This is a genomic window from Rathayibacter oskolensis (assembly GCF_900177245.1).
Taxonomy (GTDB): Bacteria; Actinomycetota; Actinomycetes; order Actinomycetales; family Microbacteriaceae; genus Rathayibacter; species Rathayibacter oskolensis.
Genome location: NZ_FXBM01000002.1, coordinates 1,000,499 through 1,022,106 on the forward strand (window position 1 = coordinate 1,000,499; position 21,608 = coordinate 1,022,106).

The following is a 21,608-nucleotide window of genomic DNA, read 5'->3' on the forward strand; positions in this document are numbered from 1 at the left end:
CCTCGCGCTGTCGCGCCGCCGCTCTGCCGCGCCTCCACTCTGTCGCCCCTCGCTCTGTCGACCCTCCAAGAGTTGTCGTACTCGGGTATCGAGTGCGACAACTCCTGGACAGTCGCCGCATCCCCGTCTCCCCGCCCCGCGCCGAGACTCCAAGAGTTGTCGTCCTCGGGTATCGAGTACGACAACTTTTGGACAGTGCCGGCTTCTGGGCGGTGGCCGCGCTCGTCCCGGCGACCCGCGCCGAGACTCCAGGAGTTGTCGTAGTGGGCGTCGAGTACGACAACTCTTGGAGAGTGGGCGGGCGGAGCCGGGCTCCCGCGACCGGCCCTCGACGCGAGCGCCTAGGCTGGATCCCTATGGCACATCTCCTGGGCGCTGAGGCGCTGCGACTCGAGTACCCGACGCGGGTCATCTTCGACGACGTCTCGCTCGGGATCGAGGAGGGCGACCGGATCGGGATCGTCGGCCGCAACGGCGACGGCAAGTCGACCCTGCTCCGCCTGCTCGCCCAGCGGATCGAGCCCGATGCCGGGCGGGTCACCCACCGGCGCGGCGTGACGCTGGGCATGCTCGACCAGGCCGACACCGTCGACGAGGAGCTCACCGTCGCCCAGGCCGTCGTCGGCGGCCTCGAGGAGCACGAGTGGGCCGGAGACGCGCGCACCCGCGACGTCATCGCCGGGCTCCTGCGCGACGTCCCCTGGGACGGGATCGTCGGCTCCCTCTCGGGCGGTCAGCGCCGCCGGGTCGCCCTCGCGAAGCTGCTCGTCGGCGACTGGGACGTCGTGTTCCTCGACGAGCCCACCAACCACCTCGACGTCGAGGGCATCGCCTGGCTCGCCGAGCACCTCAAGCGCCGCTGGGCCGCCTCCTCCGGCGGGCTCGCGGTCGTCACCCACGATCGCTGGTTCCTCGACGAGATCTGCACCGCCACCTGGGAGGTGCACGACCGGATCGTCGAGCCCTTCGAGGGCGGCTACGCGGCGTACATCCTGCAGCGCGTCGAGCGCGACCGGATGGCGTCCACGATGGAGGCCAAGCGCCAGAACCTGATGAAGAAGGAGCTCGCCTGGCTCCGTCGCGGCGCCCCCGCCCGCACCGCGAAGCCGAAGTTCCGCATCGACGCGGCGAACCAGCTGATCGAGGACGAGCCTCCGGTGCGCGACTCGGTGTCGCTCTCGCAGCTCGCCGTCTCGCGCCTGGGCAAGGACGTCGTCGACCTGCTCGACGTCACCGTCCGCTACGGCGAGCGGACCGTGCTGAACCGCATCGAGTGGCGGATCGCGCCGGGGGAGCGGACCGGCATCCTGGGCGTCAACGGTGCGGGCAAGTCGACCCTCCTGGGCCTGGTCGCAGGCAGCGTCGAGCCGACGAGCGGCCGGGTCAAGCGCGGCACCACGGTGCGCGTGGCGATCCTCGATCAGCAGCTGCGCGAGCTCACGGAGGTGCAGCACCAGCCGGTGCGCGAGATCATCGCGGAGCAGCGCACCAGCTACTCCATCGGCGGCAAGGACATGACCCCGGGCCAGCTCCTCGAGCGCCTCGGCTTCTCGAGCGCGCAGCTCTCGACGCCGGTGAAGGACCTCTCCGGCGGTCAGCGCCGGCGCCTCCAGCTCCTCCTCATCCTGCTCAGCGAGCCGAACGTGCTGATCCTCGACGAGCCGACCAACGACCTCGACACCGACATGCTCGCCGCGATCGAGGATCTCCTCGACTCCTGGCCCGGCACGCTGCTGGTGGTCTCGCACGACCGCTACCTGCTCGAGCGGGTCACCGACCAGCAGTACGCGGTGATGGACGGTGCGTTCCGTCACCTGCCGGGCGGAGTCGAGCAGTACCTCGAGCTGCGCCGCGCCCTCGAGAAGGGCGCCCCGGCCGCGGCGTCGACGTCCACTCCCGCCGCTCCCGGTCTCGGTGGGGCGGAGCGGCGCACCGCCACGAAGGAGGTGTCGGCGATCGACCGCCGGCTCTCGAAGCTGACGCTGCTCGTCGCCGGGGTGCACGAGAAGATGGCGACGCACGACCAGGACGACTACGACGGCATCCTCGAGCTCAACGCGAAGCTGCGCTCCTACGAGGACGAGACCGCCGAGCTCGAGCTGCGCTGGCTCGAGCTCTCGGAGCAGCTCGAGGGCTGAGGCGAGTCAGGCGCTCATGCCCGTGAGAGCCGCGGAGGTCGCCCAGAGGCGATCGAGGCGCGCTGCGTCCGTCGTGTGCGCGGCGGTCTCCACCGGCGCTCGGTCGGCGAAGAACACGCCCGTCCTCCCAGCGAGCTCGGGCGCTGTCGCGACCCAGTAGGGCGTCTCCGCGCCGGTCTCCGCTTCGGTCTCATGCCCTGACGTCGCCCCGAGCATCGCCGCCACCTTGGCGTCGATTCCCGGGACGCCGCTCATGATGCCGGTCCGTCCGATGACTCCGGGGTGGACCCCGTTGACCGTGATGCCGGTCCCGGCGAGCCGGGCCGCGAGGGTGTAGGTGAGCATCACGTCCATGTTCTTGGAGTGGCCGTAGAGCGCGAAGGCCCTCAGATCGTCATCCGGGAACAGCAGGTCGGCGTCCGTGTACGACAGGTCGTCGACCTCGACCACGAGACCGGCCGAGCCTGCGGGTTCCGCGCCGACGATCACGAACCGGGAGGGGTGCGCAGGGAACGCTTCCGCGAGCCTGCGCAGCAGCACGTACACGGCCAGGTAGTTGACGACGACCGTCAGCGGTATGCCGGCGGCGTCGCGCTCGTCCACGGGGGCGATGAGCGCGGCGTTGCTGACGACGACGTCGGGGGCGTCCTGCGCGGCCAGGCGGTCCGCCAGCTGGTGCACCTGCGCGAGGTCGGCGAGATCGGCCTGCTCGGTCTCGATCCGCGCCGACGGGGCGGCGGCACGCAAGGCGTCCGCGGTGCTCGCCAGGCGCTCGACGCTGCGGCCGACCAGGACGACGTCGTTGCCGTCGAGGACGAAGCGGCGCGCGAGTGCCGCCCCGATTCCGCTGGTCGCGCCGGTGATGAGAGCCTTCATATCGAGTTCCTTCGTTTCGGGGACTGAGGTTGACAATGACAACCTCTTCAGAACCTAGCAGCTTGGTTGACGATGTCAACCTCCACGAGAGCGGAACCCATGAGCCCGATCGGTACGCGCCAGAAGCTGCTCGACGCAGCGGAGGATCTCCTCGACGACGGTGGACCCGCGGCGGTGACCCTGCGCGAAGTCGGGAGGCGGGGCGGTGTCTCGCACAACGCCCCCTACAAGCACTTCTCCAGCAAGGAGCGACTCCTGGCCGAGCTCGCGGCGCGGGAGATGACGCGCCTCCAGGAGAAGCTCGTCGAAGACCGTGCCGCCGGCCTCGACGCCGCCACCGCGGTGACCCGCTCTGTGCGGGAGCAGGTGACCCGTGCGGTGGCCCACCCGGAGCGGTACCGGCTCATCTACGGCCGCTGGGACTCCACCGACCTCGTCGACCGAGTGGCCGTGGAGTCGTCGGCGCTGTTCGCGCAGACGGTCGCGGACGCGCAGGCCGCGGGGGCGATCGCCGCCGGAGATCCGGAGCGGATCGCCGCGCTCCTCCGGGCCGTCGTCCGAGGAGCCGCCGAACTGCAGAGTGCCGGTCATCTCGCCGCGGACGGCAAGGGCCGCGCGGACGCGATCGACCTCGTGGACGACCTGCTGTCGCTCCTCCGGCTGTCGTAGCGGCGCTCAGCCGAAGTCGAGCGAGAGCTTGCGGAGGAGCTGTGCCAGCCGCTCCTGCTGCGCGTGGGTGAGCGCGCCGAGCAGCTCCTGCTCCGCGTCCACGAGCCGGGTGATGGCCGCGTCGACCCGCGAGAGCCCCGAGGGCGTCATCTGCACGAGCACGCCGCGGCCGTCGTTGGGATCGTCGAGGCGCTCGACGAGATCGCGCTCGACCAGGCGGTCGATGCGGTTCGTCATGGTCCCGCTGGTGACCATCGTGGCCTGCAGCAGCTGCTTCGGGCTCATCCGGTAGGGGGCTCCCGCGCGGCGGAGGGCCGAGAGCACGTCGAACTCCCACGTCTCGAGCTCGGAGCGGCTGAAGGCGCTGCTGCGCGCGCGCTCGAGCTGCTTGGCGAGCCTCCGCATGCGCGAGAAGACCTGGAGCGGAGTGAAGTCGAGGTCCGGTCGTTCGCGCACCCAGGCGTCGACGATGCCGTCGACCTCGTCATTCGCGCTCACCCGTCCATTGTGACGGGTGGGCGCCCTCCGAGCCGACGGCACCGGGTCGTTGACTTATCTGGCTATACGCCCTAGCTTGTAGCTATCCGCATTAGCCCACACTGGAGGACACCATGACCGAGTTCCTGACCCTTGACGAAGGCACCATCGCGTACGACCTGACCGGTGAGGGACCCCTCGTGGTGCTCGCCCACGGCATGGGCGACAGCCGCCACTCCTACCGCTTCATCGTCCCGGCGCTCGTCGCCGCGGGCTACCGCGTGGCCAACGCCGACCTGCGCGGCCACGGCGAGTCGAGCACCGACTGGAAGGGCTGGAGCCGCACCGACATCGCCGGCGACCTGGTCGCGCTCGTCCGCCACCTCGGCGGCCCCGCGGTCATCGTCGGTCAGTCGATCAGCGGTGGCGCGGCGACCATCGCCGCCGCGACGGCGCCCGACGTCATCGTCGGTATCGCCGAGCTGGCCCCCTTCACCCGGAAGCAGACCATGGACTTCGGCGGCCTCCTCCGGATCAAGAACCACCGGGCCGGCACGATCGAGCTGGCGAAGGTGATGATGACCGGGAGCCTCAAGGCGTGGCTGGCCTACCTCGAGCTGGCGATCCCCGCCAAGCCCGTCGACTGGAGCACCGAGCGCGCGCGGATCGAGTCGTCCCTGAGCCGACCGGAGCGGATGAAGGCCCTGCAGTCGATGACGAAGACCACGCCCGCCGACGCCGGAGCACAGCTCGGCAACGTGAGATGCCCCGTGCTCATCGTCGAGGGCGGCGCCGACCCCGACTGGGCCGATCCCCGCGCCGAGGGCGAGCGCATCCTCGCCGACCTGCCCACCGGCCTCGGTGAGCTCGCCGTCATCGAGGGCGCCGGCCACTACCCGCACGCCGAGACGCCCGATGCGCTGCTCCGGCTCCTGCTCCCGTTCCTCGGCAGGACGCTCACCCCCGCCGCACCCTCGAGCAATGCCTAGGGCGGGGCTCGACGCCGCGATCGTCACGGAGGCCGCGGCGGCCCTGGCGGACGAGCGCGGTCTCAGCCGGCTCAGCATGAGCGCCGTCGCCGAGCGGCTCGGCGTGAGGACCCCCTCGCTCTACAAGCACGTCGACGGCCTCGCCGCCCTCGAGCACCGCATCGCCGTCGGCGCGGCGACCGACGTCGGCGACACGGTCCGCGACGCGACCCAGGGGCGGGCGGGCGGGGAGGCGCTCCTCGCGGCGGCGCAGGCCCTGCGCGGCTACGTCAGGCAGCACCCCGGGCGCTACGCGGCGACGACCGGCGTGCGCGCCTGGGGAGCCGACGACCCGCTGACTCCCGCGCTCGAGAGGTCGCTCGACTCCCTCGCCGCGGTGCTGCGCGGCTACCGCCTCGACGCCGAGGACGAGACCCACGCCCTGCGCCTGCTCCGTAGCGTCCTGCACGGCTTCGTCACACTCGAGGAGGAGAGCGGCTTCCAGCGGACGACCGATGTCGAGGACAGCTTCCTCTGGATGATCGACCTCGTCGATCAGGGCCTGCGCGGCAGGCGGGCAGCGGGCGCGCCGCAGCCGCCCGCCCCGGACGACCGCCCGCCCGCCTCCCGCGCCCGGTGATCGGTCGGTGCGGCGCCGGCGCGATGTCGCGAGGTTCGGGCGGATGGCAGGATGGACGGCGCGCATGCGCGCGGTCCGCCATGGTGTAACGGCAGCACGGCAGCCTTTGGAGCTGTCCGGTCCAGGTTCGAATCCTGGTGGCGGAGCAGGGTCCGCCCGAGCGGGCAGGCCACGGAGGAGAACGCACACATGGTCGACAGCACGCTCGCGGTCGTGATCCTGGCCGCAGGCCAGGGCACCCGGATGAAGTCCCGCACCCCGAAGGTCCTGCACCGGCTCGCGGGCCGGCCGCTGCTCGGCCACGTCCTCGACACCGCCGCCTCCCTCGACGCGGGCCACGTCGTGACCGTCGTGCGCCACGAGCGCGAGCGGGTCGCGGAGGCGGTCCTCGAGCACACCCCGGCCGCCCTCGTGGTCGATCAGGACGAGGTCCCGGGCACCGGCCGCGCCGTCGAGCTCGGTCTCGCCGCCCTGCCCGACGACTTCGACGGCACCGTCGTCGTGCTCAGCGCCGACGTCCCCCTCCTCGACGCGCCGACCCTCCGGCGCCTCGTCGACGAGCACCTCGCGGCCGCGAACGCGCTGACGATGCTCTCGTGCGTGCTCGAGGACCCGACCGGATTCGGCCGCATCGTGCGCGCGGACGACGGCGGATTCGCCTCCATCGTCGAGCAGAAGGACGCGAGCGACGCCGAGCTCGCGCTCACCGAGACGAACGCCGGCGTCTACGCCTTCGACGCCGTCGCCCTCCGCTCGGTGATCGGCGCGATCGGCACCGACAACGCCCAGCGCGAGAAGTACCTGACGGATGCGGCGGCCGCGCTCAAGGCCGCCGGCCGCGCCATCGAGGCGGTCCCCGTGCAGGACCGCTGGCTCGTCGCCGGCATCAACGACCGCGCCCAGCTCGCCGACGCGGCGCTCGAGCTCAACGCCCGCATCGTCCGGCGCTGGCAGCTCGCGGGCGTCACCGTCCAGGACCCGGCGACCACGTGGATCGACGTGGACGCGGTGCTCTCGCCCGACGTCGAGATCCTCCCCGGCACGCAGATCAAGGGACCGACCGTGATCGCCTCAGGTGCCGTGATCGGCCCCGACACCACCCTCGACTCCTGCGAGATCGGCGAGGACGCCGTCGTCAAGCGCTCGGACGCCACGCTCGCCGTCATCGGTGCTCGCGCGCAGGTCGGACCCTTCTCGTACCTCCGCCCCGGCACCGTCCTCGGAGAGCGCGGCAAGATCGGCACCTACGTCGAGACCAAGAACGCGACGATCGGAGCGGGCTCGAAGGTGCCGCACCTCTCCTACGTGGGCGACGCCACCATCGGCGAGGAGTCGAACATCGGCGCCGGCTCGATCTTCGCCAACTACGACGGAGTGAACAAGGCGGCCTCGGTCGTGGGATCGCACGTGCGAGCGGGGTCGCACAACGTCTTCGTCGCCCCCGTTAGAATCGGGGACGGAGCGTACACGGGCGCCGGCACGGTCATCCGCAAGGACATCCCCGCCGGAGCCCTCGGGATCACCGTCGCTCCGCAGCGCAACATGGCCGGGTGGGTGCAGACCCACCGCCAGGGAACCGCGTCGGCCACCGCCGCCGAGGCAGCCCTGACGTCGGATCCCTCGGGAGCCGACCAGGCGACCGGAGGAAGCGGAGCACAGTGACGGGCATCACCGCCAGCAACAAGAAGAGCCTGGTCCTCGTCTCGGGGAGGGCGCATCCGGCACTGGCGGAGGCGGTCGCCGCCGAACTCGGCACCGAGCTCGTCAACACCGAGGGGCGCACCTTCGCCAACGGCGAGCTGTACGTCCGCTACGGCGACAGCGTCCGCGGAGGCGACGTCTTCGTCATGCAGTCGCACACGTCGCCGATCAACGAGTGGCTCATGGAGCAGCTGATCATGGTCGACGCGCTCAAGCGCGCCTCGGCCAAGCGCATCACCGTCGTCGCGCCGTTCTACCCCTACGCCCGCCAGGACAAGAAGGGCCGCGGACGCGAGCCGATCTCGGCCCGTCTCGTCGCCGACCTGTTCAAGGCGGCCGGAGCCGACCGCATCATGTCGGTCGACCTGCACGCCGCGCAGATCCAGGGCTTCTTCGACGGACCCGTCGACCACCTCTTCGCCATGCCGGTCCTCCTCGAGCACTTCCGCGAGAAGCTCGACCCCAAGACCCTCACCATCGTCTCGCCCGACATGGGCCGCGTCCGCGTCGCCGACATCTGGAGCGACAAGCTCGGCGTGCCGCTCGCGATCATCCACAAGCGCCGCGACCCCAAGGTCGCGAACCAGGTCTCGGTCCACGAGATCGTCGGAGAGGTCGCCGGCCGCGTCTGCCTCCTCGTCGACGACCTCATCGACACCGGCCGCACCATCGCCAAGGCCGCCGAAGCGCTCAAGAAGAACGGCGCGATCGGAGTCGTCGTCGCCGCCACGCACGCGGTCTTCTCCGACCCCGCCTGCGAACTCCTCAGCTCCGAGTTCATCGACTCGGTCGTCGTCACCGACACCCTCCCCCTCCCCGAGGAGAAGCGCTGGGACCGCCTCACCATCCTCCCGATCGCACCGCTGCTCGCGCGGGCGATCCACGAGGTGTTCGATGACGGATCCGTCACCTCCATGTTCGACGGCGACGCCTGAGCGCGCCTCGGCACGGCCATCCGCGGCGTTGTCGTCGGTCGCGATACCGCCGGTATCGCTCCCTCCTCCGCCTTGCGGCTGACGCCCCCGAGACGCGCTCAGGAACTCGAGAAGCGCGCGGCTGACTTCCTCAGCGCGCTGAAGCGGTGCCTGCTGGTCGAGTAGCCGGCGGCGGCGAAGTGAGACCCGGCGTCGCTCGGAGGGTGGACCTCAATACACCCTCTGCGTGGGGCTGCTCGGTCACCCCGTAGTTGTGGCGGCGTGCGGTGGAGCCGTCACCTGCCGCGGCAACGAGTCGGTAGCGCGGCAGTCGTGCGCGTGCCTCCGCGTGCTGGGTCGAGGAGGCGCCGGAGGCGGCGTGAGGAGAACGCTCCAGCGGGAATCGCGCGCCGCGGCGGCGGCCGCGGGCGGCGGGCGGACCTAGGGTGGGCGAGTGGCCCTACGACCGAATGAGACCCGGAGTGGGGGTCTGCTGCGCCTGCCGGGAGAGCCGGGATGGGCGATCGCGCTCGCGGGGGTGTTCGTCGTGTGGTCGCCCGCGGCGCTGGAGGCGGGCTGGTGGCTCCTGCTCGGGCTCGCGGTCGCCGCGGTGATGGCGGCGCTCGGCGTGCTCGCCGACGCGCGCGGCGAGGTGCACGACGGGCCGACGGCCGAGTGGCTCGGGGTCGCCGGCCGGTCGCTCGGTGCCTCCGCGATCGCGCTGACGGCCGCCGACTCGGTGGTCGACGCGAGCGCGCGGCCGGTCGCCGTCCTCCTCCTGGTGCTGATCACCCTCTTCGTCCTGCGCGGAGGCGTGCTCCGGCCGCGCTTCGCGGCCCTCCTCGGCGGTCTCGTCGTGCTCCTCCTCCTGGCCGCGGCGGTGATCGTCCTCCTCTCCCCGCCCGTCACCCCTGCATCGGAGGTGATCATCGGGGGACCCGAGGGGACCGCGACCGCGGCCGCGTTCCTCCTGTTCCTGTTCGCCCCGACGGTCTCGGGCGACACGCCGACGGTGGCCCGCGGCATCCTCGGCGTCGTCGTCACCGCGGTCACCGCCGCCCTGGTCGGCGCCGGTCTGCTGCTCCTGATCGGCCCGGGGGCGCTCGCGGAGGCGACCACTCCGCTCCGCGCGGCCGTGGCGGGCACCGCCGCGGGTCCCCTCGTCGCGATCGCCGCGGTCCTCGCCGGCGTCCTCGCGCTCGTCGCGCTCATCCGGCGCGACGCCTCAGCCCTGGTGCGTCTCGCCGACGCGGGCGAGATCCCGCACCCGATCGCCCGGCGCGACCGCCGGACGGGGGTCCCCGCGGCGGGTCAGCTCGTCGTGTGCCTGGTGTCGGTGCTCGCCGTGGTGATCCTCGACGCCGACGCGCTGCTCGCCTTCGCGGTCGGGGCCGCCCTGGTCGCGCTGATCGTGCGCCGCCTCGACGGGGGAGGGGCCGCCGCCCGCTGGCCGGCGATCGTCACGTCCACCGGCGCGCTGCTGCTCCTGCTGGCACTGCCGGCGGCGACGGCCGCGGCGGTCGCGATCCTCCTGGCGGGTCTCCTGATCGTCCGGGCCTTCCGGCGCTGAGCGCCGGGCGGTCTTCAGACCCCTGCGGCGACCCCGTCGACCGCGTGCCCCGAGAGCCGCAGTGCCAGCGGGTCGGCGCGGACCCTGTCGAGTCCCGAGCGGACGGCGCCCAGCGCGACGGCCTGGTCGCCGAGCGTGGAGGCGAGGATCCGCGGCGCCGGTGCGTGGACGCGGCCGACGAGGCGGCGCGCGACCTCGGCCAGCAGCGGCTCGACGGAGGCGGCCAGTGCGCCCCCGACGACGATCAGCGAGACGTCGAGCAGGTTCGCCAGAGTGGCGGCGACGGCGGTGAGCCGCTCGGCGAGGCGATCGACGATGGCCGCGGCCAGCGGGTCGCCGGCCTCCGCGGCCGCGAAGACCTGCTCGGCACCGGGGTTCTCGGTGCGGTCGAGGAGTGACGCGCTGCGGCGCGGTGCCGCGAGAGCCTCCCTCGCCCACAGGCGGGCCAGCGCGGCGATCCCCTCGGCCGACCCGACGCCCTCGACGAGGTCGAGGTAGCGCATCTCGCCGGTAAGCCCCCTCGAGCCTCTGAGCAGCCGGCCGCCGAGGACGACGCCGCCGCCGAGCCGCTCGCCCGAGAGCAGGGTGAGGTAGTCGTCGGAGTCGACGGCCGCTCCCCGCCACCCCTCCGCGAGCGCGGCGAGGTTGGCGTCGTTGTCGATCACGGCGGCCCAGCCTCGGGCGGCGAACCGATCGGACAGGCCGGGGTTCATCACGGTCCAGAAGTCGTTGTCGCCCTCGGGGGAGCGGCCCCGGGCGTCGACCGGTGCCGGCACGCCGAAGGTGATCGCGAGGACCTCGGAGTCGGCGACACCGGCCTGCGCGAGCGTGCGGTCGAGGATCCGCTCGATGTCGGCGAGTCGCCGCTCCGGCGGGACGTCCTCGACGTGCTCGTGGTCGACCGGCTCGACGTGCCGGGCGAGGGGGTCGCCGAGCAGATCGGCGACGAAGACCCCGACGCTGTGCTGTCCGGCGTCCACGCCGACCACCACTCCGGCCTCGCGCCGGAGTGCGTAGCGCCGCGCCGGGCGTCCCTTGATGTAGTCGCCCGCCGCGCGCTGGTTCGCCAGCTCCTCGATCCAGCCCAGCTCGATCAGGTCGTCGCAGACGGCGATGACCGTCGAGCGCGTGAGCCCGGTGCGCTCGATCAGATCGGAGGCGGTCATCGGCTCGCCGCTCCACGCGCAGCCGAGGACCTCGAGGGCGTTGCGTCGCCGCTGGAACGAGAACGTGCTGTCGGACATCCGCTCCACCTCCCTCTTGACCTCTGCCTGATCGGCTGCAACAGTACATCGCACACTAGATTTTCTCATTAGATTTAGTGAGCAGAGCAACTTATCCACGATCTCCGGGAGACGATGACGTGCCCCTCGCAAACCCCTCCGCCGGCGGACTCAGCCGGCGCACCCTCCTCGCGGCGGCCGGCACCGGCGCCGCCGCTCTCGGCCTCGCCGCCTGTGCCTCGCCCTCCGGCTCGGGAGGCGTGACCCAGATCACGTTCCACCAGTCCAAGCCCGAGGTCATCGGCTACTTCGGCGACGTCATCGAGCGCTTCCACCAGTCGCAGTCGCGGATCAGGGTCGTCCACGACTTCTCCTCGAACCTCTCGGCCGAGTTCGTCCGCAGCAGCCCGCCCGACCTCGGCTGCCTGAACTACAACTTCGAGGTGGCGCGCTTCGTCGAGCGCGGAGCGTTCAGCGATCTGTCCGACCTGCCGGAGGCGGCGCGGATCAACCCCGCGATCCAGCCGCTGATCGAGCAGACGGCGAGCTACCCCGACCGCACCAGCGTGATCCCGTACTCGCTGATGATGGCCGCCGTGCTCTACAACCGCGAGATCTTCGCCGCCCAGGGCCTCGAGGTGCCGACGACGTGGACCGAGTTCGTCGCGGTCTGCGACGCGCTGACCGCCGCGGGCGTCACTCCGATCTACAGCACCTACAAGGATCCGTGGACGGTCTCGCAGGGCCTGTTCGACTACTCCGTCGGCGGTACGGTCGATCTCGAGTCGTTCTTCTCACGCCTCGAGGAGCAGGGCGTCGACGTGGGCCCGGAGTCGCCGGTCTCGTTCGAGAAGGACTTCGCCGGCCCGATGGAGCAGATGCTGCAGATCGCCGCCTACTCCCAGCCGAACGCGGCGAGCCGCGCCTACGGAGACGGCAACCTCGCCTTCTCGAACGGCGAGGCGGCGATGCTGCTCCAGGGCCCGTGGGCGCTGAGCGAGATCGCCAAGACGGCTCCCGACCTCTCGATCGGCGCGTTCCCGCTGCCGATGACCGACGAGCCCGACGACCGGCGCGTGCGGGTGAACATCGACCTGGCCCTCTGGATCCCCGAGGCCTCCCAGAAGAAGGAGGCGGCGCGCGAGTTCCTCGCGTTCCTGATGCAGCCCGAGATCATCGACTCCTACAACTCCGACAACAACGCCTTCGGAGTCACGACCGATGCGCCCGCGGTCACCCAGCCCACCCTGGTCGAGCTCCAGGAGTTCTACGACCGGGCCGCGTTCAGCCTCGGCGCCTCGCAGCTCGTGCCGCAGAACATCCCGCTCCAGAACTACGTGCAGGGCATGGTCCTCGGCTCCGACCCCGTGTCGACCCTGCGCACCATCGACGCCGACTGGGCGCGCATCGCGTTCCGCTCCTGACCCCTTTTCCGACCCCTCTCAGAGACGAGACACCCATGGCCCTCTCGACACCCACCCGAGCGGAGGAGCGCACCGTCGAGGCTCCCCGCCCCGTCGCCCCGCAACGACGCGGGCAGCGCACGGACAGGACCTTCCTCCTGTTCCTGCTCCCCGCCCTCGTGCTCTTCACGCTCGCGATCACCCTGCCCGCGATGATGGGCGTCTTCTTCAGCTTCACCGACTCCATCGGCTTCGGCGAGTGGAGCTTCATCGGGTTCACGAACTACGTGGCCCTGTTCTCCGATCCGGCGATCGCCGCCTCCTACGGCTTCACGGTCGGGCTGGCGCTGGTCACGGTGCTGCTGGTGAACGTGATCGCCTTCCTGCTCGCCATCGCGCTGACGACGCAGATCCGCGGCAAGGTCGCCCTGCGCGCGATCTTCGTGCTGCCGATGGTCGTCTCGGGCATCATCATCGCGTTCGTCTTCAACTTCCTCTTCTCGAACTCGCTGCCCGACTTCGCCGCCTCGGTCGGAGCCACTCCGCTGGCGACGAGCATGCTGGCCGACCCGAACCTGGCGTGGCTCGCGATCGTGATCGTGACCGCGTGGCAGTCGGTCCCCTCCGCGCTGCTCATCTACATCGCGGGAGTGCTCTCGATCCCCGGAGACGTCTACGAGGCCGCCTCGCTCGACGGGGCCTCCAGCTGGGGCCAGCTGCGGTCGATCACCCTCCCGCTCGTCGCGGGCTACGTCGTGATCAACCTGGTCATCGGGTTCAAGAACTTCCTCAACTCCTACGACATCATCGTCGGCCTCACCAACGGAGGCCCCGGCACGTCGACCCGCAGCGTCGCGATGACGATCTTCTCGGGCTTCACCAGCGGCGACTACGCCTACCAGATGGCCAACGCCACGATCTTCTTCCTCATCGCGCTCGTGATCGCGCTCGTACAGCTGCGCATCTCGCGCGGAAAGGCGGCCTTCTGATGACCAGCCAGGTCCCCCTCTCGCCCGCCCTCCCGGGCAACCGCGCCGCCGCGAACGCGGACGCGTCCCGTGGCGCCCGCCGCCGCCGCTCCAACCTGATCCTCACGGTGATCCTCGCGGTCTGCGCGCTCTCGGTCATCGCCCCGCTCTGGGTCACCGTCACCATGGCGTTCAAGACCACGGCGCAGGCGGTCGACGGCAACGCCTTCTCGCTCCCGGCACCGTTCTCGGTCGACGGGTTCGTGCAGGCGTGGAACCTCACCGACTTCCCCCGCGGGTTCGCGATCTCGATCTTCGTCACCGCGATCACCGTCGGCGGCACGATCGTCCTCAGCGCCCTCGCCGCCTTCGCGATCTCGCGCAACTGGGACCGCCGGTTCTACCGCTGGTCGTTCTTCTACCTGCTGGCGGCGATGTTCCTGCCGTTCCCGGTGCTCGCCCTCTCGCAGGTCTCGCTGACCGGACTGGTCGGGCTCGACAACCCGCTGGGCGTCGCGATCCTGCACGTGATGTTCCAGCTGTCCTTCAGCGTCATGCTCTTCACGGCCTTCCTCCGCTCGCTGCCCGAGGAGCTCGAGGAGAGCGCTCGGCTCGACGGCGCGACGACCAACCAGGTCTTCTGGAGACTCGTCTTCCCGCTGCTCGCCCCGATGAGCGCAACGGTCGGCATCTTCGCCTTCCTCGCCTCCTGGAACGACTTCATGATGCCGTCGCTGATCACGTCCGACCCGTCGCTGCAGACGCTGCCGGTGCTGCAGAGCATCTTCCAGACGCAGTTCAGCAACAACTACAACGTGTCCTTCGCGTCCTACCTGATGGCGATGGCGCCGGCGATCATCGTGTACCTCTTCACCCAGCGCTGGGTGATGTCCGGCGTCACGCAAGGCGCGATCAAGTAGGGCTCGCGGGCCTCGGGGCGGCCATCTGCGGCGTTGTCGTCGGTCGCCGTAGCTCCGCTACGACTCCCTCCTCCGCCTTGCAGCTGACCACCCCGAGGCCCGCGGGCTCAGCTCCGGGGTGCGGTCCAGCAGGGGGCCGCGCTTCGCGCGAGCGGGAGCAGGGGCGGGGGCCGCTGATCGAGTAGCCCGCGCAGCGGGTACATCGAGATCCGCGTCCTCCAGAGGACCGATACGAACGAACAAGACCGACGATCGAGAGGAACACATGACCGAGACGGTGCTCACCAGGAGCGGGACGAAGGACGACGCGCTGTGGTGGCGTCAGGCGGCGGTCTACCAGATCTATCCGCGGAGCTTCGCGGACGCGAACGGGGACGGGATCGGCGATCTCGCCGGAGTCATCCAGCGCATCCCCTACCTGCGGGAACTGGGGATCGATGCGGTGTGGCTCAGCCCGTTCTACCCGTCCGCGCTGGCCGACGGCGGGTACGACGTGGCCGACTACCGCGACGTCGACCCGCGGATCGGCACGCTCGCCGAGTTCGACGAGCTGACGGCGCTCCTGCACGACGCGGGGATCCGCGTGATCGTCGACATCGTGCCGAACCACTCGTCCGACCTGCACCCGTGGTTCCAGGAGGCGCTCGCCGCGCCGAAGGGATCCCCCGAGCGGGAGCGCTACGTGTTCCGCGACGGCCGCGGCGACTCGGGCGAGCTGCCGCCGAGCGACTGGGAGTCGGTCTTCGGCGGGCCCGCCTGGGAGCCGGTCGGCGACGGCCAGTGGTACCTGCACCTGTTCGCGAAGGAGCAGCCCGACTGGAACTGGGCGAACCGCGAGATCCGGGACGACTTCCTCGAGACCCTCCGCTTCTGGTCGGATCGCGGAGTCGACGGGTTCCGCATCGACGTGGCTCACTCGCTGGTGAAGGATCTGACCGAGCCGCTCGCCGCCTCCGCCGACCTCGCCGAGCAGCGCCTCGACGGCTCGCACCCCTTCTGGGACCGCGACGAGGTGCACGAGGTGTACGCCGAGTGGCGCGCCCTCTTCGACTCCTACGACCCGCCGCGCACCGCCGTGGCGGAGGCGTGGGTCGACGCCTCCAGGCGCGCCCGCTACGCGAGCCCCGAGGGGCTCGGCCAGGCGTTCAACTTCGATCTGCTCGAGGCCGACCTCGACGCCGACACCTTCCACCGCCTGATCTCGTTCAACCTCGAACTGGCCGCCGAGTCGGGCTCGTCGACGACCTGGGTGCTCTCGAACCACGACGTCGTCCGGCACGCCACTCGCTACGGGCTGCCGTCGCAGGGTGATGCTCCGGTGGCTCCAGCCAAGGAGTGGCTGCTCAGCGGAGGAGTGGAGCCGGTCCTCGATCGTGAGAAGGGCCTGCGTCGCGCCCGCGCCGCGACCCTTCTGCTGCTCGCTCTGCCCGGATCGGCGTACCTCTACCAGGGCGAGGAGCTGGGCCTGCACGAGGTCGCCGGCATCCCCGACGCCGACCGCCAGGACCCGACGTTCTTCCGCAGCGGCGGGACCGACGTCGGCCGCGACGGCTGCCGGGTGCCGCTGCCGTGGGAGTCGGCGGGCACGTCCTTCGGGTTCGGACCGGGTGGCGCCCACCTGCCCCAGCCCGCCTGGTTCGCCGACGCCTCCGTCGAGGTCGAGGAGCTGCGGGAGGAGTCGACCCTGTCGCTCTACCGCCGCGCACTCGCCCTGCGGCACGCGCTGCAGACCGAGGAGCAGCTGGAGTGGCGGGAGAGCGAGGAGGGTGTGCTGCACTTCGCACGCCCGAACGGCTGGCGCTCGGTCACGAACCTCGGCGAGACGGACGCCGTCCTGCCCGCGGGGGAGATCCTGCTGGCGAGCGGACCGGTCGACGGCGTGCTTCCTCCGGACACCACGGTCTGGCTGCGCTGACGGGCTGAACGACGAAGGCGCTCCTGCACGCGTGTGCGGGAGCGCCTTCGTGGTTGCGGGTCAGTGCGTCGAGGGGTCCTGCTCGACCTCGGTGCGGTCGCCCGACCACAGCGTGTGGAAGGTGCCCTCCTTGTCGACGCGCTGGTAGGTGTGCGCCCCGAAGAAGTCGCGCTGACCCTGCACGAGCGCGGCCGGGAGGCGCTCGGAGGCGAGCGAGTCGTAGTACGACAGCGCGGCGCCGAAGCCCGGGATCGGCACGCCCGAGAGGGCGGCGGTCGAGACGATGCGGCGCCAGGCCGCCTCGCCGTTCGCGACGGCCTCGGCGAAGTACGGGTCCTCGAGGAGCGTGGTGATGCCCGCGTCCTCGGCGTAGGCGTCGACGATGCGGTTCAGGAACTGGGCGCGGATGATGCAGCCCGCGCGCCAGATCTTCGCGACAGCGCCCTTGTCGATCTCCCAGCCGTACTTCTCGGCGCCGGCGAGGATCGCATCGAAGCCCTGCGAGTAGGCGACGACCTTCGAGGCGTAGAGGGCCGCGCGGACGTCGTCCTCGAAGCCCTCGTACTTCTCGACCGGGGTCGGTCGCGAGGTGACGCGCTTCTGCACGGCCGCGCGCTGCTGCGGCTTGGAGGAGACGGCGCGGGCGAAGACGGCCTCGGCGATGCCTCCGACGGGCACGCCGAGGTCGAGCGCGTTCTGCACGGTCCACACCCCGGTGCCCTTCGAACCGGCCTGGTCGAGCACGATGTCGATGAAGGGCTTGCCGGTGTCGGCGTCGATCTGGCGGAGCACCTCGGCGGTGATCTCGATGAGGTACGACTCCAGGTCGCCCTTGTTCCAGGCGTCGAAGACCTCGGCGATCGCGGCGGGCTCGTGACCGCCGACGGTGCGGAGGAGGTCGTAGGCCTCGGCGATGAGCTGCATGTCGGCGTACTCGATGCCGTTGTGGATCATCTTGACGAAGTGGCCGGCGCCGTCGGTGCCGATGTGCGTGACGCAGGGCTCGCCCTCGGCGATCGCGGCGATCGACGAGAGGATCGGGCCGAGCGTCCTGTACGACTCCACCGAGCCGCCGGGCATGATCGACGGGCCCTTGAGCGCGCCCTCCTCGCCGCCCGAGATGCCGGTGCCGACGAAGTGGATGCCGGTCTCGCGGACCGTCTTCTCACGGCGGATGGTGTCGGTGAAGAGGGCGTTGCCTCCGTCGACGATGATGTCGCCGGGCTCGAAGACCTTCGTGAGCTGCTCGATCACGGCGTCGGTGCCGCGGCCGGCCTGGACCATGATGATCGCGGTGCGCGGGGTCTGCAGCGACGCGGCGAAGGCCTCGATCGTCTCCGAGGCGACGAAGCCGGCCTCGGGGTGCTCGGTGATGAGGGTCTCGGTGCGGCCGTAGGAGCGGTTGAAGACGGCGACGGTGTTGCCCTCGCGGCTGGCGAGGTTGCGGGCGAGGTTCGAGCCCATCACCGCCAGACCGACGACTCCGATGTTGGCGGTGGCGGTGGGGTTGTCAGACACGGTTCTCCTCGAGGTACGCGTTCAGGAACGGATCCCAGGCTATCGCCGGGCACCCTTTCCGACCCCGGCCCGACCGCGCACGTCCGTCGCCACCGCGACGCACGGCCGTGCGCCGAGGGAGCACCGGACCGTCGAGGCCGCCGGAGAGGGCCGGGCTCCTCCGAGGTCCGGGGCGCCCTCGGCCTCAGGCTCCGTGGCCGGCGGGCACGCGCTCCGACGGGATCGGAGGCGGCGGCGGGGTGCCGTCACCGAACGGGCGGCCGCCGAGCTCCTCCCGGCCCGAGCGGACGAGCCAGCCGGACAGGTCGGGGCCCTTCGGGACGACTCCGGTCGGATTGATGTCGCGCTGCACCTCGTAGTAGTGCGACTTGATGTGCACGAAGTCGATCGTGTCGCCGAACCCCGGAGTCGCGAACAGGTCGCGGGCGTAGCCCCAGAGGGCGGGCATCGCCGAGAGCAGGTTCCGGTTCGCCTTGAAGTGGCTGTAGTAGACCGCGTCGAAGCGGGCGAGGGTGGTGAACAGGCGCACATCCGCCTCGGTGATGGTGTCGCCGACCAGGTAGCGCCGCGTCGACAGGCGCTCCTCGAGCCAGTCCAGGCGCGCCCAGAGGCGGTCGTAGGCGCGGTCGTACGACCGCTGCGATCCCGCGAACCCGCACTTGTAGACGCCGTTGTTCACGTCGTGGAAGACGAGCTCGGCGACCTCGTCGATCTCGTCACGGTGCTTCTCGGGGTAGAGATCGGGGGCGCCCTCGCGGTGGAACCGCGTCCACTCCGTCGAGAAGTCGAGCGTCATCACCGGGTAGTCGTTGGTGACGACCTGACCGGTCGGGATGTCGACGATCGCGGGCACGGTGATGCCCCGCGGGTAGTCGGGGAAGCGCGCGAAGAACGCGTCCTGGAGCCGGGGGATCCCCAGGACCGGGTCGACGCCTCCGGGATCGAGGTCGAAGGTCCAGCTGCGCTTGTCGTGGGTCGGACCGCAGATCCCCATCGAGATCGCGTCCTCGAGGCCGAGCAGGCGGCGCACGATCACCGCGCGGTTCGCCCACGGGCAGGCGCGGGCCACCACGAGGCGGTACCGCCCCGCCTCGACCGGGTAGCCGTCGCGGCCGTCGGCGGTGATCCGCGTCGGGATGTAGTTGGTGTCGCGGTGGAAGCCGTTCTTCTCCACGTAGGAGCCGAAGTCGTCGTTCGTCATGCCCGCACGCTAGCCAGCCCGCCTGTGCGGACGGTCCGCTGCCGCCCGGGCGGTGGCGGGGGAGGGACATCCCCGGTAGGGTGGGCAGCTGAACTTCGGCGAGGGATGCGCGAGCATCCGTGATCGACGCGGTGGAAGCAGGCGATGCGCCCCGAGAGGGTCGCCCCGGACTTTTCCTCACGCTGACATGCGTTCGAGTCGAAACCCCGTCCGTGGCCGTCGGCCACGACCCGATCAGGCGGCGCGCTGCGCCGTCGAGGAGACACATCATGGCTGAACTGACCAACAAGGTCGTCGTCGAGGTCCGCACCTCGTTCGGCAAGGGAGCGGCCCGCAAGATCCGCGCCCAGAACAAGATCCCCGCCGTCCTCTACGGGCACGGCACCGAGCCGCAGCACGTCACCCTGCCCGGTCACCAGGTCCTCCTGCTGACCCGCAAGGCGAACGCGATCCTCGAGCTCGACATCGACGGCGTCGCGCAGACCACCCTGGTCAAGGACATCCAGCGCGACCCGGTCCGCCAGATCATCGAGCACATCGACCTCGTCGTCATCAAGCTCGGCGAGAAGGTCACGGTCGACATCCCCGTGCACGTCGAGGGAGACGCCGCTCCCGGCACCCTCGTCTCGCTCGAGGCCAACACCCTCTCGCTCGAGGTCGACGCGACCAAGATCCCGCAGAACATCGTGGTCTCGGTCGAGGGCCTCGAGGAGGGGACTCAGATCCTCGCGAAGGACATCGAGCTGCTCGACAACGCGACGCTGCTCACCGACCCCGACGCGCTCGTGGTCAACGTCACCGCCGAGGTCGAGCAGGACCTGGGCGAGGGCGAGGACGAGGAGCCCTCGACCGGCGACGTCGTCGACGAGTCCGCCGAGTAGTCCGCACGTCCCGCACGAACGGGCCCGCCGCGATCGCGAGCGGGCCCGTTCCGCGTCCGGAGGTCCGGGCGAGCACCCGCACCGAGCACCCGCACCGAGCGCCGCACCGAGCATCCGGGCGGACGAGAGGAACGACATGGGCGAGACCTGGCTGGTCGTCGGTCTGGGCAACCCGGGCGCGCAGTACGCCCGCAACCGGCACAACGTCGGTCAGATGGTGCTCGATGATCTCGCGAGCCGGATCGGCGGATCCTTCCGCCGGCACAATCGCGCGAACGCCGTGGTCGCCGAGGGCTTCCTCCGCCCGGGCGGGCCGAAGCTCGTGCTGGGCAAGCCCAACAGCTTCATGAACCTCTCGGGCGGCCCGACGGCGCAGCTGCTCGACTTCTACTCCCTCGAGCCCTCGCACCTGATCGTCGTGCACGACGAGCTCGACATCCCCTTCGACACCCTCCGGCTGAAGCTCGGCGGCGGCCACGGCGGCCACAACGGGATCCGCGACATCCTCGCCGCGACCGACGGAGCCGACTTCGTCCGTGTCCGCGTGGGCATCGGCCGCCCGCCGGGCCGCCAGAGCGCCGCCGACTTCGTGCTCAAGGACTTCGCCGGCCCCGAGCGCGAGACCCTGCCGATCCTGGTCGCCGACGCCGCGGACGCCGTCGAGCTCATCGTCGAGTCCGGCCTGTCCGCCGCCCAGCTGAAGTTCCACACGGCGCCGTAGGGAAGGACGCGGTCTCGATACTCGACCAGCAGGGCCTGCTGATCGAGTGGCCCGCGCAGCGGGCGCATCGAGATCCACGTCCCCCAGAAGCCTGCGTCGAGCGCCCCGACGGTACCGTGGAGCGACCGAGGCGAGGGGGCTTCCATGAGCGAGTCGTTCTTCCGAGACGTCGAGCCGCGTCCGTACGACGAGGACGACCATCTGCCCCCGTTCGACCTGCCGGCCTGGACCGGTCCGCCGTGGCACCGTGCACCGGGGCTCGTGCTCCTCGACCACGAGCTGGGCCGCTCCGCCACGACCGTCGTCGCGCTCGAGTCCGCGCGCTGCTATAACGAGGGCGTCCTGCTCCGGCTGACCGTGCGCGTCGCCGACACGGGTCGCCGCGCCCGGCAGCGCGTCTTCGAGTACCTCGAGCGAGCGCACGGCCGCGGACAGCTCGACGAGCGGTTCGCCCCCGACGGTCTGCGCTGGGGAGTCGCCTTCGTCGACGGACGCACCGTGACGACCCAGGACGAGTCTCCGTGGGCCGGTGCCGAGGACATCGTCGATGCGCGGCCCGCGGGACCGGTCCTCGAGGGCGGGGGCCGTCCCTCCGTCTTCATGGACACCTGGTCGCGCGACGTCTGGCTCTGGCCCCTGCCGCCCCTCCCGACCCTCCGCGTGGCCGTCGAGTGGCCCGCCCGCGGCATCCCCGAGACCGTCACCTCCCTCGACGCCGCCCCTCTCCTCGCTGCCTCCGCCCGCTCCCGCCCCCTCTGGCCGGCCCCACCCGCCTGACCCGCCCCTCCGACTCGTCACGAACGGTCCCCTCCCCTCCCTCGACTCGACCGTTCCGGACGGATGGAACGCTGCACTCCCCGGAGAGCACACGGACCCGGCGGAGCACGCGGGAGTGAGGGGCCGGC

The 21,608-nt window shown here is 71.1% G+C and carries 19 protein-coding genes and 1 tRNA gene; 15 read left to right on the top strand and 5 right to left on the bottom strand.

All coding sequences use genetic code 11. From position 1 onward, the window contains the following. Positions 1 to 356: 356 nt before the first annotated feature. The gene (locus B9Y99_RS13695; RefSeq protein ID WP_085477104.1) at positions 357 to 2,138 is read left to right on the top strand and encodes an ABC-F family ATP-binding cassette domain-containing protein; all 1,782 of its coding nucleotides are present in this window, start codon (positions 357 to 359) and stop codon (positions 2,136 to 2,138) included. A 6-nt stretch (positions 2,139 to 2,144) separates the two neighbouring features. Here B9Y99_RS13695 and B9Y99_RS13700 read toward each other — a convergent pair whose 3' ends face one another. Further along, a complete protein-coding gene (locus B9Y99_RS13700; protein ID WP_085477105.1) occupies positions 2,145 to 3,014 on the bottom strand; it encodes an SDR family NAD(P)-dependent oxidoreductase in 870 nt (289 codons plus the stop codon). Positions 3,015 to 3,113: 99 nt separating this feature from the next. Between B9Y99_RS13700 and B9Y99_RS13705 the strand changes: the two genes are divergently transcribed. After that, positions 3,114 to 3,683, top strand: coding sequence for a TetR/AcrR family transcriptional regulator (locus B9Y99_RS13705; RefSeq protein ID WP_085477106.1), 570 nt, complete (start codon positions 3,114 to 3,116; stop codon positions 3,681 to 3,683). A gap of 6 nt (positions 3,684 to 3,689) precedes the next feature. Here B9Y99_RS13705 and B9Y99_RS13710 read toward each other — a convergent pair whose 3' ends face one another. Next, positions 3,690 to 4,181, bottom strand: coding sequence for a MarR family winged helix-turn-helix transcriptional regulator (locus B9Y99_RS13710; protein ID WP_129588034.1), 492 nt, complete (start codon positions 4,179 to 4,181; stop codon positions 3,690 to 3,692). Positions 4,182 to 4,294: 113 nt separating this feature from the next. Between B9Y99_RS13710 and B9Y99_RS13715 the strand changes: the two genes are divergently transcribed. From B9Y99_RS13715 to B9Y99_RS13740, 6 genes are all read left to right on the top strand, one after another. Next, on the top strand, positions 4,295 to 5,149 hold the full coding sequence (locus B9Y99_RS13715) for an alpha/beta fold hydrolase (RefSeq protein WP_085477107.1): 855 nt from the start codon (positions 4,295 to 4,297) through the stop codon (positions 5,147 to 5,149). After that, positions 5,142 to 5,768 (top strand): TetR/AcrR family transcriptional regulator, encoded by a 627-nt coding sequence (locus B9Y99_RS13720; RefSeq protein WP_085477108.1) that lies wholly within the window; start codon positions 5,142 to 5,144, stop codon positions 5,766 to 5,768. Before B9Y99_RS13715 ends, B9Y99_RS13720 begins: the two co-directional genes overlap by 8 nt. Before the next feature lie 74 nt (positions 5,769 to 5,842). Then, positions 5,843 to 5,914: transfer RNA gene (locus B9Y99_RS13725), tRNA-Gln, on the top strand. Positions 5,915 to 5,957: 43 nt separating this feature from the next. After that, positions 5,958 to 7,430: a bifunctional UDP-N-acetylglucosamine diphosphorylase/glucosamine-1-phosphate N-acetyltransferase GlmU gene (gene glmU / locus B9Y99_RS13730; protein ID WP_085477109.1), complete on the top strand. Its 1,473-nt coding sequence runs from the start codon at positions 5,958 to 5,960 to the stop codon at positions 7,428 to 7,430. Continuing rightward, the gene (locus tag B9Y99_RS13735) at positions 7,427 to 8,404 is read left to right on the top strand and encodes a ribose-phosphate diphosphokinase (RefSeq protein ID WP_085477110.1); all 978 of its coding nucleotides are present in this window, start codon (positions 7,427 to 7,429) and stop codon (positions 8,402 to 8,404) included. The genes glmU and B9Y99_RS13735 overlap by 4 nt, the downstream gene beginning before the upstream one ends. 433 nt (positions 8,405 to 8,837) lie before the next feature. After that, complete coding sequence (locus B9Y99_RS13740; RefSeq protein WP_129588035.1) at positions 8,838 to 9,953, top strand: hypothetical protein; 1,116 nt, start codon at positions 8,838 to 8,840, stop codon at positions 9,951 to 9,953. A gap of 14 nt (positions 9,954 to 9,967) precedes the next feature. Here the strand turns inward: B9Y99_RS13740 and B9Y99_RS13745 are convergent, their stop codons facing one another. Further along, positions 9,968 to 11,197, bottom strand: a complete 1,230-nt coding sequence (locus tag B9Y99_RS13745; protein ID WP_165759629.1) for an ROK family transcriptional regulator — start codon at positions 11,195 to 11,197, stop codon at positions 9,968 to 9,970. 119 nt (positions 11,198 to 11,316) lie between these two features. Here B9Y99_RS13745 and B9Y99_RS13750 point away from each other — a divergent pair, with 119 nt between their 5' ends. The 4 genes from B9Y99_RS13750 (at position 11,317) to B9Y99_RS13765 (ending at position 16,382) form a co-directional block, all read left to right on the top strand. Continuing rightward, positions 11,317 to 12,600: an ABC transporter substrate-binding protein gene (locus B9Y99_RS13750; protein WP_085477113.1), complete on the top strand. Its 1,284-nt coding sequence runs from the start codon at positions 11,317 to 11,319 to the stop codon at positions 12,598 to 12,600. 35 nt (positions 12,601 to 12,635) lie between these two features. After that, positions 12,636 to 13,568 carry a carbohydrate ABC transporter permease gene (locus tag B9Y99_RS13755; protein ID WP_085477114.1) on the top strand — a complete coding sequence of 311 codons (933 nt, stop codon included), beginning with the start codon at positions 12,636 to 12,638 and terminating at the stop codon, positions 13,566 to 13,568. Next, entirely contained in the window at positions 13,568 to 14,467 is a 900-nt protein-coding gene (locus B9Y99_RS13760; RefSeq protein ID WP_085477115.1) for a carbohydrate ABC transporter permease, read from the top strand. Before B9Y99_RS13755 ends, B9Y99_RS13760 begins: the two co-directional genes overlap by 1 nt. A gap of 265 nt (positions 14,468 to 14,732) precedes the next feature. Beyond that, positions 14,733 to 16,382, top strand: coding sequence for a glycoside hydrolase family 13 protein (locus B9Y99_RS13765; RefSeq protein ID WP_085477116.1), 1,650 nt, complete (start codon positions 14,733 to 14,735; stop codon positions 16,380 to 16,382). 60 nt (positions 16,383 to 16,442) lie between these two features. Here B9Y99_RS13765 and gndA read toward each other — a convergent pair whose 3' ends face one another. Continuing rightward, positions 16,443 to 17,900, bottom strand: a complete 1,458-nt coding sequence (gene gndA / locus B9Y99_RS13770) for an NADP-dependent phosphogluconate dehydrogenase (RefSeq protein WP_085477117.1) — start codon at positions 17,898 to 17,900, stop codon at positions 16,443 to 16,445. 184 nt (positions 17,901 to 18,084) lie between these two features. Beyond that, positions 18,085 to 19,101, bottom strand: a complete 1,017-nt coding sequence (locus tag B9Y99_RS13775) for a glutathione S-transferase family protein (protein ID WP_085477118.1) — start codon at positions 19,099 to 19,101, stop codon at positions 18,085 to 18,087. Positions 19,102 to 19,370: 269 nt separating this feature from the next. On the opposite strand from B9Y99_RS13775, the gene B9Y99_RS13780 reads away from it, so the two are divergent. From B9Y99_RS13780 to B9Y99_RS13790, 3 genes are all read left to right on the top strand, one after another. Continuing rightward, positions 19,371 to 19,982 carry a 50S ribosomal protein L25/general stress protein Ctc gene (locus tag B9Y99_RS13780; RefSeq protein ID WP_085477119.1) on the top strand — a complete coding sequence of 204 codons (612 nt, stop codon included), beginning with the start codon at positions 19,371 to 19,373 and terminating at the stop codon, positions 19,980 to 19,982. A 136-nt stretch (positions 19,983 to 20,118) separates the two neighbouring features. Then, complete coding sequence (gene pth / locus B9Y99_RS13785; protein WP_085477120.1) at positions 20,119 to 20,703, top strand: aminoacyl-tRNA hydrolase; 585 nt, start codon at positions 20,119 to 20,121, stop codon at positions 20,701 to 20,703. A 144-nt stretch (positions 20,704 to 20,847) separates the two neighbouring features. Beyond that, positions 20,848 to 21,480 carry a hypothetical protein gene (locus tag B9Y99_RS13790; protein ID WP_085477121.1) on the top strand — a complete coding sequence of 211 codons (633 nt, stop codon included), beginning with the start codon at positions 20,848 to 20,850 and terminating at the stop codon, positions 21,478 to 21,480. The last annotated feature ends 128 nt before the right edge of the window (positions 21,481 to 21,608 follow it).